Genomic DNA, 16,235 nt, shown 5'->3' with positions numbered 1-16,235 from the left:
TAATTAGCAAGTTTCATTTATGGATATTCTTTCAAAAATCAAAGAACAACGCGAAATACAATTACATCGTGAAATAGAAGAATGGGCGCGCCCTTATTTAACGCAGGCTATACAACAACCTGGCATTAGCATTATTGGTGAAATCAAACGTGCTTCTCCCTCTAAAGGACAAATAGCGACAGAAGATTTTGATCTTCTAAAGCAAGCCCAACACTACGCAAATAACCGCGTAGCTGCCTTTTCTATCCTTACCGAAGAAGCTTACTTTAAGGGAGATAACGCTTTTATTCCCACTGTAGCCAAAGCTTTCCCTACAATGCCTATCCTCCGCAAGGATTTTATCTATACTCCTTTTCAGGTATTCCACGCCAAGAGTTTAGGAGCTTCGGCAATTTTGCTGATTGTACGTATGCTTACTGATGATGAGCTGATGTTCTTGCATCTGTTAGCTCATTCTTTAGATTTAGAAGTATTAGTAGAAGTTCACAATGAAAAAGAACTACAACGCGCTTTACAAGTGCCTGATTTAGAACTCTTAGGTATCAATAATCGCAACCTCAATACTTTTGAGGTATCGCTGAAAACAACAGAGCAACTACTCAAAGCAATTCCCAAAAGCCAACGAGAAGAACTATTGATAGTAAGCGAAAGTGGCTATCACAGTAAAGAAGATATTGTATATGCCGAAAACTTAGGCATAGATGCCCTTTTAATAGGAGAAGCACTGATGAAAGGAGAGATTTTTTAATGACGAGTTACGAATGACGAGTTACGAATGACGAGGGACAAATGAAAAGTAAATAAATCACTGAACTTATGAATAAAATTATTGATAGAACCTTATTTTTTAGATGGGGTGAGAGTTCTACTTGTTTAGAAGTATCTGGTGATGTGTTTTTCTTTGATACTGACGGAAATTTGCGCGGCATAAACCTCCTTTTGCAACACAATGTAGGGAGTGTTATACTACCTGTTTTACCTTCCTTTCTGTTAGAAGAAAAACCTACTACGCTCACCACTCTTTCGCGTGAGGATTTCAGCTTTGAAGTAGATGACTACACCCATACCCGTGCGTACTTATGTGATAATAATCTTGTATTTAGCTACACCAATTGCAATAAAATATTAGACTTGGTAACCCTAAAAATTACTAAAAATCTTTATTTCATTCTCAACGAAGAAAAGATTTTGCAATACATTGTAGTAACTGATGTATCAAGTATACCTTTTGCTGGGATGCCTTATTATAGCGCTCCTCTCTACCTAAAAGAAAAAGAAGTGAGAGAGTTATATTTTTTAACTTATACTTTAGCTTCTGACGATGTAGTGCAGTATGTGAGTATTTTAGAAAAAATACAAAAAAATGATTATTACGACGGGCAACTCGAAAGAGTAGCTAATGATTTAGTGAATGATTTAGATGAATGGCTTACTATAATAGCAGAATAACCAATGACCACTCAACTAAAAATATGTGGAATTCGCTCTCTTAGTGAAATCCAAGAACTGAAAGATTTGCCTATTGATTACTTCGGCTGTATCTTTGCGCCTAAAAGTCCGCGTTATGTGAGCGTGGATTTAGCAAAAGATATAGTTACTGAAATACACTCAGTTGGCAAACTGGCAGTAGGGGTGTTTGTGAATACACCTATACACGAACTACAACAAATTCAGCAACAAACAAACATTGATATACTGCAACTACACGGCAATGAAAGCGTTGAAGATTGCAGCACCTTACACAGCGCAGGCTACACTCTTTGGAAAGCCTTTTCAGTATACGATACTTTACCTGATATTACTCCCTATCAGCCTTATATTCAATATCCTTTATTCGATACCAAAGGCATTGCCGAAGGTGGTAACGGCACTCGATTTAATTGGGAAATACTTAAAAACCTATCGCCTTATTCTTATATTTTAGCAGGAGGTCTTGAGGTAAATAATGTACAAGAAGCCTTGTGTTATCGCCCTGCAATATTAGATGTGAATAGCAAAGTAGAGTGCAACCACCGCAAAAATCGCTCACTTGTGGAAAAAATAATTAGTAAATTAGCAGATTAGAAAATTAACAAATGAATACAAAATCTTATTTTGGTAAATTTGGAGGACAATACGTGCCTGAAACCGCTATGTTCGCTTTAAACGAATTAGAATCCGAATACCTTAAAGCCAAAGCCGACCCTACCTTTCAGGAAGAACTAAACGAGCTACTCAAAAACTATGTAGGTCGTCCTACCCCCCTTTATCACGCCAAAAACTTAAGTGCGCACTACGGTCAGCAGATTTACCTGAAACGCGAAGACCTCAACCATACTGGAGCTCATAAGATTAACAATGCTCTGGGGCAAGTATTGCTTGCCAAACGTATGGGCAAGAAAAAAGTGATTGCCGAAACTGGTGCAGGACAACACGGGGTGGCAACCGCTACTGCGGCGGCTCTCTTAGGATTGGAATGCGATGTGTATATGGGTGCAGTAGATATGGAGCGCCAAAAGCTAAATGTTTTCCGTATGGAACTCTTGGGCGCACACGTAGTAGCCATTCACGACGGACTTAAAACGCTTAAAGAAGCAACCACCGCTGCTATCCAATCGTGGGTAGCTGAGATTGAAACGGTGTTCTACGTGATAGGCTCGGCAGTAGGTCCTCACCCCTACCCTTCAATGGTAAAAGATTTTCAATCGATTATAGGGAGAGAATGCCGTGAGCAACTCAGTGCTTTAGGCTTGCACGCCGATCACGTAATTGCTTGTGTAGGTGGTGGTAGCAACGCCATTGGTATCTTTTCAGGATTTTTAGATGATGATACTACACACCTCTACGGAGTGGAAGCAGGTGGTTACGGTATTGATACCGATATGCACGCTGCTACCCTCACTTTAGGCAAAGAGGGTATTATTCACGGAATGAAAACTTATGTTTTACAGGATAAGTACGGACAAATAAGTCCGGTGCATTCTATTTCGGCTGGACTTGATTACCCTGGGGTAGGACCTCAGCACGCCCATCTCTTTGAAAGTGGTAAAGCTACATATATACCTATCACCGATGCGGAGGCTATGGAGGCTCTTGTGCGCACCACTCGTTCTGAAGGAATTATCCCTGCCATTGAAAGTGCTCACGCTTTGGCGTATTTAGAAAAATTATGCCCCTCCTTGCCTGCTAATCAAACTATAGTAGTAAATGTATCGGGTAGAGGTGATAAAGATATGCACACTGTTTTTTCAGTATTAAAAGGAGAAAAAGATGAAATATAAAACTATAACAGATATTTTTGCCGAAAAGAAAAACGTTAATATCGGCTATATAGTAGCAGGCTACCCCTCTACTCAATTTACAAAAGAATTTTTCACGAAGTTAGACGAATCTGCTATTGATATTTTGGAAATAGGCATTCCCTATTCCGACCCGTTAGCCGATGGTAAACACATTGCTGAAGCTTCATTTGCTGCCTCGCAAGCAGGGGTTACTACCGATGTAGTGTTTGATCTTCTTAATTCAGTAAAAGAAAAAATACATAAACCTTTAGTGTTTTTAGTGTATTACAATCTCGTTTTTGCTTATGGAGTAGAAGCCTTTGTAAAGCGAAGTGCTGAAGTAGGTATCAAAGGTATGATTATCCCCGATTTGCCTTATGAAGAAGCCACTGAAGTAGCACAACTGCTAAACGCTCATAACATTGCTTTTATTCCTTTGGTGAGTGTAACTTCTGGCGACCGCATTGCTAAAATCGCTTCTTTGGCTAAAGGTGGTTTTGTATATGCTGTGGGCTCTTTGGGAGTAACGGGTAGCAAGCAGGTTGATTTAGGTAGATTGGAACAGTTCATTACCGACATCAAGCAACATACCACCCTACCTGTAGCGTTAGGATTTGGCATCAAAACGAATAACGATGTACAAACGATGCGCCATTATGCCGATGGAGTAATTGTAGGCACAAGTATCGTCATTCTCACCCAAAACAATGATGTGGTAAAAACTATGAAAGAAATTGAAGAACTATTTAAGTAACATTGGGGTAACAAATAACAAGTAACTTTGTTAGAGTCTATCGACTTTAACAAAGTTTTTTTATGATTAATCATTAACGACTGCTTTCCTAACTTACTGATTACTTACGTTTTCGTAAGAAAAACAAACTTTAGTAAAGAAAAACGTACAATAGGTAAAGAGTACTTTGTTAATCAATTCTTAATTTTGTCGCAAAGAAAAAACTTTAAATTTTTGTATAATGAAAAACATCATTAGCATTTGTATTTTGTTGTTCAGCATCCCGATGTTGGCGCAAAAAGTAACCATTACGGGGGTCGTTACCGATGAAAACCAACAACCCCTTCCTGGTGCGACGGTAGTAGTAGAGCCAGCGCATACAGGTGCGGCTACTGATTTGGATGGGCGTTTTTCCTTGAGTGTGCTCCCTACTGATAAACTCGTAGTGAGCTATATAGGGTATCAGCCAAAAACTATAGTCGTAGGCAAAATGCGTACCTTTAAAGTAACTCTCTCTCCTGAAGTAACTCAAATGGATGAGGTGGTAATTGTGGGGTACGGTACACAGCGCAAAAGTGATATCTCTACAGCAGTAGCTTCGGTGAAGATGGCAGATATCGCCCAAAGCAGTCCGTCGCAGGTATTGCAAGCGTTGCAAGGTAAAGTGAGCGGGGTGCAAATCATCTCTTCCGATGGTTCTGCTTCCAGCGGACTCACATTTAGAATTCGCGGAGTGAACTCCATCACAGGAGGTACGCAACCGCTCTTTGTTATTGATGGGGTGCCTATGCCTACCCAAAGGGTAACCAATACCAATGAAGATGTGGCTAGCAATCCGCTACTCAGCTTAAACCCTAACGATATCGAGTCAATGGAAATCCTCAAAGATGCCGCAGCAGCAGCTATCTACGGGTCTAACGGTTCTAATGGGGTAGTACTTATCACCACCAAAAAAGGAAAAGAGCTCGCCAAACCAAAATTCAATTTCAGTTATGCAAGTTCTATTGATATGATGCCTAATATCCCTTTGAAGGTGCTCAGCGCTGAAGATTACGCTCACAAAATGCTTGATTATGGCACTTGGGGCAATCAACCTCAAATAGACTTTTGGCAACGAATGATTGCCGAAAAAGGCTGGAATCACCCTGCCGTAAAAGATTGGCTGAAAGAAGTTACCCAAACAGGTACTAAAAACGAAGCTAACGGTAGTATCACGGGTGGTACCGACCAAACCCGCTATATGCTTTCAGTGGGCTATCTGAACCAAGAAGGACTTATCAAGCGTTCTGCTTTCAACCGCTTTACTTCACGCCTCAACCTCTCTCAGAAGATTAACGATAAGATGAATGCAGGTATCAACCTCTCATACGCCGTTTCTAAGGATAAAAACCCCGTAAGCGATTGGTCTCAAAATGGAGTGGTACTCAAAGCTTTGCAAACTTCTCCTTTCTTAGACTACCCTGGTTTTGGTACCCTGATGAGCTATCCTAACATTCGCACAATGAGCCCTAAGGTAGCGGTAGACCAAGTGGATATCAATACCAAATACAACGAGCTCAACGCCAATGTATACCTCAGCTATCAACTGCTTAAAGATTTGACTTTTAACACCAGTGCTTCTTACCGTTTGCACACTATTGGTCAAGACCGTTTTTGGGGACCTGACACTTGGTTCGGACAGTCAGAACGCGGACGTATGGAACTCTCTCATCGCAATGAGAACAGCTGGGTATATGAAGCCCGTTTGCAATACTCTAAAAGCGTCAATAAACACTATTTTTCTATAATGGGCGCTTTTGAAGCTAATAAGTATTGGACAGATTATACTTACAATAAGTCTACCAACTTCGAGGATACCAAACAAGGCATTTGGGGTATCAACCAAGGGTTAGTAACCTATGCGCCTTTGTACACTTATGATGGTAACCAATTGGTATCGTACATCAGTAGGGCTACTTATAGTTATAACAACAAGTATGTACTCAACGCTTCTTTGCGTGCCGATGGTTCTTCTAAATTTGGTAAGAATAACAAATACGGTTACTTCCCAGCTATTTCTTTGGCTTGGAATGCTCACGAAGAAGACTTTATCAAGAAAATAGAAGCTATTTCCAATTTGCGTTTACGCGGTAGTTTTGGTATGACAGGTAACAACCAAATCCCATCTTATCAATCTTTAGCGCAACTCGCTAAAAACAAAGTAGTATTAGACGGTAACAAAGTAGAAATCGGTCGTTATACCAGCAATATTGCTAACGACAACCTCAAATGGGAAAGCCAAAAGCAATACAATATCGGTTTAGATTTGTCCTTCCTCAAAAACCGTTACACCCTTTCTACTGAATTGTATTACAAACGCATAGACGATATGCTTTTGGAAGTGAATATCCCTTCTACTTCGGGATTCCAAAAAGCGTGGAAGAATGCAGGTTCAATGGAAAACAAAGGTCTCGAAGTAAGCTTCAATGCACAATGGTTGCGTGAAGGCGATTTCAAATGGACAACCGATTTCAATATTTCTTTCTACCGAAACAAAATCCTTTCATTAGACGAAGGTCAGTATCAACAATTCTACGACCGAGGCATCAACTCCAAAATCAAAAGTGATGTGCTCTTGCGCGTAGGTATGCCGGTAGGTATCTATTATGGTTATGTAGCCGATGGGGTATTCCACAACCAAAACGAAGTGGATAACGCTCAGCCAGGGCCTAACGTAGCTTTAGGCGGTTTACGTGTGAAAGACATCAACCACGATGGTGTAATCGATACTAACGACCGTGTGCCCGTAGCCGATGTAAACCCATTACACACTGGTGGTATAGGCAACACTTTCTCCTATAAAGGTTGGGAATTGTACGCTTTCTTGCGTTGGTCGTATGGCAATGATGTAGTAAACGGTAATGCTTACTACCTCACAGGCACTAAGAATATCGACAATATCACACAAAGCGTTTATAACAACGTGTGGTCGGAAGCACACCCTGACCGTAACTTTCCGCTCTTTGGAGGTGGTTTTTGGGCTGAAAACGCTTTCCGTAGCGACTTGGTAGAAGATGGTTCATTCTTGCGTTTGCAAACCGTGAGTCTCAGCTACAATTTGCCTAAGGAGGTATTAGAGCCTTATAAACTTAACAAATTGCGCATAGGGGTAACAGGTACTAACCTCGCTCTTTGGACACGTTATTCAGGGTTTGACCCCGAAGCTAATACGGGCTATGGAACTATTGCTCGCTTAGCCCCAGGTCTCGATATGAGTCCTTACCCACGACCTACATCGGTTTTATTCTCAGTAGAAGTTGGTTTTTAAAAGATATAGATTATGAAATTACATATTATCACCATTATAGCAATAGGGGCAAGCCTCGGATTGAGCAGTTGTGCTAAGTTCTTAGAAGAAGACCCCAAGAGCACCCTTACGTCTCAATTTTTCTATCAAAATGAATTGGATGCTCGCCAAGCGATGAACGGTACTTACCGTTACCTCACCGATGTGTACATCACAGGACACGGCACCAAACAAATTAGTACCGACCTTGCCAAACGCGCTGATTGGGACGAGGGGCAAGGCTTGCGTAACTATAAGTTTGGGCCTGACAACGATTATATCACCCAAATGTGGCAACAACACTATGCTGCCATTAAGAACTGCAACTCGGTAATCGATAATGTAACCGAACACCAAGATCGTATCAATAACTGGGAACGCTATGTAGCCGAAGCTCGTGGTGTGCGCGCTTACTTGTACTTCGATTTGGTGCGTTGGTTTGGCGATGTGCCTTTGGTATTAAAAGAAACCGAATCGCTCGACGACCTCAAAGTGCCTCGCACCCCTCAAAAGCAGGTGTTTGAGCAAATTATTGCCGATTTTACTTACTCGATGGCTCACGTAGCCGAAAAAGACGATAGAAGCAATGGTTACCAATACGGACGTATTACCAAAGATGCTTGCCGCGGTTTCTTGGCTAAAGTACACTTGTGGCTCGCTTCAGTAGCGCAACGCGACGGACGTGAAGTGCTTGGTTCGGCTACTGAAAACTACACCAAAGCAATGAACTATGCCAAAGAGGTCATACAAGGCGGTCGCTACCAATTAGTAGAATACTATCCTGATGTATTCAACGCTAAAACCAAAATAAGCGAAGCTCCAAAAGAAGTTATTTGGTGCGTACAAGGTCTTACAGGCGACGATACCGGTACCCTCACAGGAATGCTTTACGGAATGAGAGGGAATGAAAACTTAGGAGGTTCGTGGGATAATATCTCCAGCTCTGATTACCATCGTATGATTTATGAACCCTCCGACTCTATTCGCCGGTTGTGGAACTGCCCACGTGTGCAAGTGCTCGACAATGGTAAGTTATGGGGTTGGGACTACAATATTTACAAAGATACCCGTGTAGACCAACCTCTTAGTAAGGCTACCGAAAACAATAACTGGGTGATGTGGAGCATCGGTAAGTTCCGCCGTTTCCCATTAGCTGATACCTCTTCCTATAACTACAAGAACTTTGGTATGGATGAACCGTTACTTCGCTTTGCCGATGTACTCCTCATCTATGCCGAAGCTTATAACGAGGTAAACCATTCACCTGGGGCTTACACACCCTCATCTTCTTTAACAATGAATGGCACCAACGTGCAAAGCGCTTACGATGCGGTGAATTTAGTGCGCAAACGCGCTCGTATCTCTAACAAAGCAGGCGGACGCATCGTACACCGCGATGTATTGCCTCGTGATTTGGATAAAACTCATATCAACGATGTAAACACCGTAGTACCCGATTGGAAAACCTCCTCTTATGGCTATGACTATGCAGGTACTGCTATGTGGACAGCTAAACATTACAGCGATGATTATACCGCTTTCCGTACTGAAATCTTAAATGAACGTGCACGCGAGCTTGTAGGAGAAACCACCGACCGCTGGTGTGACCTCGTACGCCGTGGCATTTTGGTACAAGCTTTCCAAAACTGGCGTATCAACAATCCGTTTATCAGTGGGGAGGAACGCCGTATTCCAGCACCTGCTGCGCCTGAGAATGTTCGCCCTTATCACCAGCTATTACCTATTCCGCTTAGCGAATTGGACGCAAATAAGAATTTAACTCAAAATCCTGGATATTAAAATGAAAACATATATATTACTCATTAGCAGTTTGCTACTCACGGCTTTGGGTGCTTGTACTAAGGATAAACCTGAAGACGTAGACCTATCAGTAACAGCTGATAAAACCCAAGTGAAGGTAGGCGACCCCGTAACTTTTACTATTCATCATAATGTAAATGCTTTGGCTATTTACACCGGTGATGAAGGGCACGATTACCAAAAGAGTATAGACAATGTACTCAAAGGGAAGACTTCAGAGGAATTACAAGGTAAAAACTATCGCCCTACCGACCCTGATGTGAAACCTTACAAAGTAGACTTTACTTCTACACAAGTAGGGAGCACTACTTTAGCTAATGGCGCTTTTGAAGTGCGCAACGCCAATAGCGGTGATAACTTAGTGGGCAAACAAGCCGAAGTAGTAACCGATGCTACCATAGGTAAAAATGTAGTAAAAGTGAATGCCAAACACCCTAACTGGTGGTATGAAGCTTTGCGCCTTAATGTAAACACCAAAGTAGGAAGTAACAAGAAGATGACTTTACGAATGAAGTTTGCGACAACTACTTTGAAAAGTACTAACGACCAAAGCGAACACCCCGAAGAAACAAAGTTCCCTATCGTGATATTCTTAGGAGGAATTGCTGAAGGAGAAACAGCAGTCACTTTCAAAAAAGAAACCGTTTGGGATTTATTTGTAGAACCCAAAACTGAGTATACCGATTACACTTTTGATATTGGTCGTACCATTTCAGCGTGGGAAAGTGCTGTAAACAAAAAAATGGCAACGCTTTCTTATATTCAGATTCTGTTTACTACCGTGGGTGCTGGCATTGGTTATATAGGCGATTACTTTGTTGAATCGGCTAACTTTGGAGCTATTGACTATAAGGCTTTCGATACAGGAAAAGGTATTACCATTACCGATGATTCTGGTGTGACTAAATACACTCATACGTATGACAAAGCAGGAACTTATGAGGTAGTGGTAGTGGGGCAGTAGCAGTGGTTTTAAAAGCTATTCAAAAGACGGCTATAAAACTGATGTAGGAACTGTAAGTGCCAACGAGTACAAGTACAACACTGAATACCGGACTATCAAAATTACAGTAACACCGTAAATAATTACGAATGACGAGTTACGAATGACAATTGTGTTATTTATTAATTGTTAATTGTCAATTGTTTAATATTTTTGCCCTTTAAATGAATTTTTAACAAATGGACAGAACGATAAAGCTCCTGCGAATCCTGCTGTTGTGGCATTTTCTCTTTCCTATCGCTTTCACAGAGGGGGTGGTGGTGAGAACACAAGCGCAAGAAACTTTCCTTTTCCACCATCTTACGCGCAATGAAGGCTTGTTGCACGACAACGTTACTTGCATTGCTCAGGATTCGTTGGGCTTTATTTGGTTAGGCACCCACAGAGGGCTCAACCGTTTCGATGGCTATACCCTTGATGCCTACAAGTACGAGCAAGACCCTATCAACTCGGTGTACTACAACCGTGTGTACAGCTTGCAACCTATGGGGCGTTACCTTTGGGTAGCTACCGAAGCAGGAGTAGCTTGTTTTGATATTCGGCTCAAACAGTTTGTCAATTTCAAAATAGACGACCCTCTTGATTTGGCTTTCTATACCAAAGTAAAACTCTTACAAAAAGGCACAAATAATGAACTTTGGCTTTTGAGCGAAAACCAAATTAGGCGTGCTAAAGTAGTGTGGAATCAGCGCGAGAAGGCACTTACGCTAAAAACATTGCCTATTGGCTCTGCCTCACAACTCACTACTTCGCAACTCAATCCGCAAATAGCAGTGAGCGAAAAAGGAGAAGTGTGGCTTTCGGGGTTCCCTTGGTTATCGGCTTACGTTCGTGACAAGGGCAGATTAAAAGCCCTACCTGAAAAGGTGAACAACATAGGTTCGGGTATCGTAAAGATGCTCTATGCCGATGGCTACTTGTGGGTGATTTACCGAGATAGCTTAGTGAAGTACGCCTGTAAGCCCGATAACACCTATGCGATAGTTGCTAAAAAGGAATTTGACCTGAACAAACATTTGCTTTCTCTTACACTGAGCGGGCAATACGTGTGGGTAGTGAATGAAGAAAGTATCTTTCAGTTGGATAAAAACAGTCTTTCTCTGCTGAAAGAACACAGTCACTCGCCTTTGAATCCGTACTCGGCAAGCAATCATATCAACAGTGTGTTCTTAGACAAGGAGAGCAATTTGTGGGTATCGGCTTGGTCTAATGGTGTATCGTACAGCAGTACGCGCGATGCGTTCTTCAAGACGGTATGGATAAAACCGCAAAGCAAAGTGGGTTCGGAGTTTGTAAGCACGATGCACTACGACCCCGATGGTTTTGTGTATATAGGCAATAAGTTCGGCGGAGTGATTAGGTTTCACACCCAGAGTCAGCAGTTAGACGAGCACTATTGCAATGCTCCTGAGCTTTCGCCTAACGTTACGAGTATTCAGAGCGATAAAGCACACTTGTACGTATCGGTTCGCGAACGGGTATGGGTGATAGACAAGCAAAGCCGACGCATTATCGGTTCGTTTGCAACACAGTGCAACGATTATATATTTGATATCAAGCTCGATACCTTTCACCGTTTGTGGATTACTACCTATTCAGGATTGGAGTGCTTTGAAGAGCAAAAAGGACAATGGCAAAACGTCTACACCTTTACCGAAACAACGCCTGAACCTCGTAGGTTATCTACTAACAAGCTTCACAAAATATATGTGGATAAGGCTAAGAACGAACTGGTGATAACCTCAGTAATGGGGTTAAACCGATTGCAACTCAATGCCAAAGGTGAAGTAGTGCGTGTGCTCAAATACGTTGCCGACGCTAAAACCCCGCACAGCCTGAGTAGTAATTATCTTTGGGCAATTGATAAAGACAAAGATACTTATTGGATAGGCACTATGGGTAGCGGACTCAACAAGGTGGTTCTCACTGATAACGCTAATGGCAAACTCACTTATACTGCGGAACATTACGGCATAGATGAAGGGGCAACCTCTAACGATATTGAAAGTGTGGAAGTAGATGCTTTTGGCAATGTGTGGTGTGGAGGCTTTTACTTGAGTTTCTTTGATACAAAACTAAAACGTTTTGCGGCTTTCAGCAACAACGATGGCTTGCAAGGACACAGTTTCGGGACGGCTTCCTCTTGCAAAGATGCTGAGGGGAATCTGTACTTTGGAGGCTCACACGGCTTTAACTATTTCAAACCACAAGCGCAAATGTTTTCGTCAGCTCACCTAAGAGTACATTTTAGCAGGTTTGAAAACAACGGCAAAGTAGTCAATTCGTGTATAGAGTTTACCGATGCGCTTTCGATAGCGTACCCGAACAACGATTTTTCGGTGTACTTCACCACTTTGTCATACAATGCCCCTCAGCGGTTGCGCTACCGTTATAAATTAGAGGATTACGACACTGATTGGCATTATATAGCCGTGAATGACCCTGCCCCACACGCCACTTACCAAAAGCTCCCTTATGGTACTTACAAACTATTAGTAGAGGTAGGCGATTGGCAACAGTGGAGCGGAGCGCAGACCGAGCTTACAGTGGTTTCCAAGCCTCCTTTTTGGCTTACGTGGTGGGCGTACACCCTCTATGCACTTGCCCTTGCAGGCTTGCTGTACATAGGTTTCAGGTACTTTATGCGATGGACGCAAATGAAACATACCATAGCTGTACAAGAGGAAAAAGAGCGACATAAAGAAGAGCTAATGCAGATGAAAATGCAGTTCTTTACAGACGTCTCACACGAGTTCCGTACACCACTTACCCTAATGAGCCACGCAGTAACTGAAATGGAAGAGGAAATGCCTTCCAATAAGTATGTGCATACCCTCAAACGCAATACGGGTAAGCTCAGTAATATGGTGAACGAACTGCTTGAAATACACCGTATGGACGTGTATACACCTCAGCTAAAAGCCAATTATATTTCGGCAAACAGCTATGTGCAAGCCATTTACAACGAGTTTAAGGAGTGGGCAAGCAAAGTGGCTATAACGTTGCAATTAACACTACCTGAACAAGAAGTAAAGTTGTGGTTAGATGAGAAGTATTTTAGCAAGATACTTTCGAATATTCTTTCCAATGCTATTAGGTACTCCAATGCGGGAAGCACTATACGCTTATCGATTTCGGTAGAGAATTTGAGCGAGCTCACACCGCTCTACAAGAACGCCTTTGAGAACACTATGCATACCTTGCCAGGCAAACAGTTGGTGGTAAAAGTGCAAGATGAAGGCGTAGGGTTGGAGAAGAATGCCTTATCCGAAATCTTTGAACGCTTCCACCGTGTAGAGGGGTTGGGGCAAAAAAGAGTAGGTTCGGGCATCGGGCTTTCTTTGGTAAAATCATTAGTTGAAGCGCATCGCGGTGGGATTATCATTAGCAGTAAGCCCAATGTAGGTACCGAAGTTATCATCACCTTCCCTATGGACGATAGTTACTTATTGCCCGAACAGAAGTTACAGGACAGTGCTTTTCAGCTGAAAGAATACTTATCGGACTATGCGGTTGAGTATGAACATATATGCGAAGACGAGGACGAAATGTTAAATTTGCCTCAGGAAGATAAACCTACCTTGCTTTTAGTAGACGACAATCACGAGGTACTGATGATACTCAAAAACATCTTTATCAAAGAGTACAACATCATTCTCGCCTCCGACGGTGAACAAGCCATTGAGAAGTGTAATCAGCATTTTCCTAATTTAGTCATATCGGATGTGATGATGCCTAAAATTGACGGATTTGAGCTTTGTGCTATCCTGAAAAAGAACCTGCAAACCTGCTTTATCCCTGTGATATTGCTCACGGCGAAATCGCAAGTAGAGTCGCAAATAGAAGGAATTGAGTTAGGAGCTGATGCCTACCTTACGAAACCTTTTGATGTGAAACTGCTCAAAACCAATGTGCGCAACTTGCTCAACAAGAGCAAACAACACGCTCCTATTGAGAATATCCGTCAGAAAGTGATTGATAAAAAACAACAAGAACAGTTAGACAAGCTCACTCACTTGGTAGTGACCAATATGCAAAACCCACATTTCTCGGTAGATAACCTCTGCCTTGAACTCGGTATGAACCGCACTAAGTTGTACAGCTTTGTCAAACAAGCTACAGAGCTTACCTTGGCGAACTACATTCGCAAAATACGCTTAGACAAAGCTGCCGAACTGCTCAAAACTACTGATAAACTCATCAGTGAAGTGTGCTACGAAGTGGGAATCGATAGTCCGTCGTATTTTACAAGAGCTTTTAAAGAACAATTTGGGGTATCACCCTCAGAATTTATCTCAGGTAAGAGATAAAGCCAGCGAGGGCTCACAGCTAAGTATATGAGTAAAGCTAACGGCTAATAATACAAATAAGTTTTAAGAAATAATCAATAACTAATTTTACAGTACATTATCACTTTTTCGGATTGTCCCCCTTCGGGGGGTCGGGGGCAACTAACACCTAAAAACATACAAATGAAAAGAATATTTGCTTTTATTACTTTGTGCAGTTCGCTATGGGCGAGTGCACAACAGCCCACTGAAATCACCCTACTACCCAATGAACAATGGTGGGGTGGCTTTACGGGCGTAGGCAAAGAAATGCCTTACCAACCATCGGAGCGCATTTACAACTTGCGCACCGAGAATTTTAACAATCAATCGGTGCCCTTTCTGTACTCTAATCAAGGGCGTTACATCACTTCGGAGGCTCCTTTTGCTTACCAATTTAAAGAAGGAAAGATACTTATCACGCCTTCACGGGCTGAGGTGAGTTGCCACACAGCAGGCTCTACCCTTAAAAGTGCCTATCAGGCAGTGAGTAAACAATACTTTCCGCCTTCTGGGGTAATCCCCCCCGAAGTGTTCTTTACCAAACCGCAATACAACACTTGGATAGAACTTATTTACAATCAGAACGAAAAGGACGTTTTAGCCTACGCCAAAGCTATTCTGGACAACGGAATGCCAACGGGAGTAATAATGATTGATGACAACTGGCAAAAAGACTATGGTGTATGGCAATTCCGCCCCGATAAGTTCCCTACACCTAAGGAAATGATAAACCAGCTCCACCAAATGGGCTTCAAAGTGATGGTATGGGTATGCCCATTTGTATCGCCCGATAGCCAAGAATACCGCTTTTTGCGTGACAAAGGCTATTTAGTGAAGAAAAAAGGAGCTGACACCCCTGCTATCCTCGATTGGTGGAATGGGCTCAGCGCTTGCTACGACCTCAGCAATCCCGAAGCTTTTGCCTACTTTGTGAATATGCTTAAAGACCTACAAAAAGAATACGGCATCGATGGATTTAAGTTTGATGGAGGTGACCCAGAGCGTTATTTGGCGGAAGATATAGAGGTTTTCGACCAAAAATCTTACGATACCGAGCAGACCTACCTCTGGGGTAAATTAGGCTTAGAATTCCCCTACAACGAGTTCCGTGCTTGCTGGAAATTAGGCGGACAAGCTTTGGTACAGCGTTTGGGGGACAAAAGCTACTCTTGGGACGGTGTAGCCCGTTTAGTCCCCGATATGATAGCCGCAGGACTCAACGGTTATGCATTTGCCTGCCCCGATATGATAGGCGGAGGGGAATATGGTAGTTTCTTGAATGTAGACCCTACTAAGTTCAATCAGAAGCTCATCGTGCGCTCTTGCCAAATACATTCGATGATGCCTATGATGCAATTCTCAGTAGCACCTTGGCGCATTCTCTCGAAAGAGAATTTGGCTATCTGTATCAAATACGCCAAATGGCACGAACAATTAGGCGACTATATCATAGCCGAAGCTAAAAAATCGGCACAAACAGGAGAACCTATTGTGCGCAGTATGGAGTATGCTTTTCCTCATCAGGGTTTCGCTAATTGCAAAGACCAATATATGCTAGGTGATAAGTATTTAATAGCCCCTGTAATGACCGAAAGCGATATTCGCACGGTAAAACTCCCCAAAGGCACTTGGCAAGACGAACAAGGCAAGAAGTACAAAGGATGTAAAGAATACACCCTAAAAGTACCTTTGGAGCGATTGCCTTATTTTGTAAAGATTAAGTAATAAATTATAATAGCGTTTTGATAACCAGTGTAAGGGC

Annotated in this window: 10 protein-coding genes; all 10 read left to right on the top strand. The window is 42.3% G+C overall.

The features are described 5' to 3' along the window. The first annotated feature begins 19 nt into the window (after positions 1 to 19). Positions 20 to 748, top strand: a complete 729-nt coding sequence (locus I7X29_RS09300) for an indole-3-glycerol phosphate synthase TrpC (protein ID WP_198474224.1) — start codon at positions 20 to 22, stop codon at positions 746 to 748. 68 nt (positions 749 to 816) lie between these two features. Continuing rightward, positions 817 to 1,449, top strand: coding sequence for a hypothetical protein (locus I7X29_RS09295; protein ID WP_198474222.1), 633 nt, complete (start codon positions 817 to 819; stop codon positions 1,447 to 1,449). A gap of 3 nt (positions 1,450 to 1,452) precedes the next feature. Further along, positions 1,453 to 2,064: a phosphoribosylanthranilate isomerase gene (locus I7X29_RS09290; RefSeq protein WP_198474220.1), complete on the top strand. Its 612-nt coding sequence runs from the start codon at positions 1,453 to 1,455 to the stop codon at positions 2,062 to 2,064. 11 nt (positions 2,065 to 2,075) lie between these two features. Beyond that, positions 2,076 to 3,260 (top strand): tryptophan synthase subunit beta, encoded by a 1,185-nt coding sequence (gene trpB / locus I7X29_RS09285; protein WP_198474218.1) that lies wholly within the window; start codon positions 2,076 to 2,078, stop codon positions 3,258 to 3,260. Then, positions 3,250 to 4,014, top strand: a complete 765-nt coding sequence (gene trpA / locus I7X29_RS09280) for a tryptophan synthase subunit alpha (RefSeq protein WP_198474216.1) — start codon at positions 3,250 to 3,252, stop codon at positions 4,012 to 4,014. Before trpB ends, trpA begins: the two co-directional genes overlap by 11 nt. A gap of 220 nt (positions 4,015 to 4,234) precedes the next feature. Further along, positions 4,235 to 7,300 carry a SusC/RagA family TonB-linked outer membrane protein gene (locus tag I7X29_RS09275; RefSeq protein ID WP_198474214.1) on the top strand — a complete coding sequence of 1,022 codons (3,066 nt, stop codon included), beginning with the start codon at positions 4,235 to 4,237 and terminating at the stop codon, positions 7,298 to 7,300. 12 nt (positions 7,301 to 7,312) lie between these two features. Continuing rightward, entirely contained in the window at positions 7,313 to 9,118 is a 1,806-nt protein-coding gene (locus I7X29_RS09270) for a RagB/SusD family nutrient uptake outer membrane protein (protein ID WP_198474212.1), read from the top strand. Between the two features lies 1 nt (position 9,119). Then, positions 9,120 to 10,103 carry a DUF5017 domain-containing protein gene (locus I7X29_RS09265; protein ID WP_225883712.1) on the top strand — a complete coding sequence of 328 codons (984 nt, stop codon included), beginning with the start codon at positions 9,120 to 9,122 and terminating at the stop codon, positions 10,101 to 10,103. A 218-nt stretch (positions 10,104 to 10,321) separates the two neighbouring features. After that, a complete protein-coding gene (locus I7X29_RS09260; protein ID WP_198474210.1) occupies positions 10,322 to 14,452 on the top strand; it encodes a response regulator in 4,131 nt (1,376 codons plus the stop codon). Positions 14,453 to 14,614: 162 nt separating this feature from the next. After that, positions 14,615 to 16,198 carry a glycoside hydrolase family 31 protein gene (locus I7X29_RS09255; RefSeq protein WP_198474208.1) on the top strand — a complete coding sequence of 528 codons (1,584 nt, stop codon included), beginning with the start codon at positions 14,615 to 14,617 and terminating at the stop codon, positions 16,196 to 16,198. The last annotated feature ends 37 nt before the right edge of the window (positions 16,199 to 16,235 follow it).

Origin of the sequence: Capnocytophaga periodontitidis (genome assembly GCF_016126015.1) — a bacterium.
Lineage (GTDB): Bacteria > Bacteroidota > Bacteroidia > Flavobacteriales > Flavobacteriaceae > Capnocytophaga > Capnocytophaga periodontitidis.
Note: the sequence above shows the minus strand (reverse complement) of the source record. Positions and strands in the feature narration are given on the sequence as shown.

Excerpts from the sequence above, each read along its gene's own strand:
- trpB (WP_198474218.1), top strand. The coding sequence starts at position 2,076 with ATGAATACAAAATCTTATTTTGGTAAATTTGGAGGACAATACGTGCCT.
- I7X29_RS09295 (WP_198474222.1), top strand. The coding sequence starts at position 817 with ATGAATAAAATTATTGATAGAACCTTATTTTTTAGATGGGGTGAGAGT.
- I7X29_RS09275 (WP_198474214.1), top strand. The coding sequence starts at position 4,235 with ATGAAAAACATCATTAGCATTTGTATTTTGTTGTTCAGCATCCCGATG.
- I7X29_RS09300 (WP_198474224.1), top strand. The coding sequence starts at position 20 with ATGGATATTCTTTCAAAAATCAAAGAACAACGCGAAATACAATTACAT.
- I7X29_RS09255 (WP_198474208.1), top strand. The coding sequence starts at position 14,615 with ATGAAAAGAATATTTGCTTTTATTACTTTGTGCAGTTCGCTATGGGCG.
- I7X29_RS09265 (WP_225883712.1), top strand. The coding sequence starts at position 9,120 with ATGAAAACATATATATTACTCATTAGCAGTTTGCTACTCACGGCTTTG.
- I7X29_RS09290 (WP_198474220.1), top strand. The coding sequence starts at position 1,453 with ATGACCACTCAACTAAAAATATGTGGAATTCGCTCTCTTAGTGAAATC.
- I7X29_RS09260 (WP_198474210.1), top strand. The coding sequence starts at position 10,322 with ATGGACAGAACGATAAAGCTCCTGCGAATCCTGCTGTTGTGGCATTTT.
- I7X29_RS09270 (WP_198474212.1), top strand. The coding sequence starts at position 7,313 with ATGAAATTACATATTATCACCATTATAGCAATAGGGGCAAGCCTCGGA.
- trpA (WP_198474216.1), top strand. The coding sequence starts at position 3,250 with ATGAAATATAAAACTATAACAGATATTTTTGCCGAAAAGAAAAACGTT.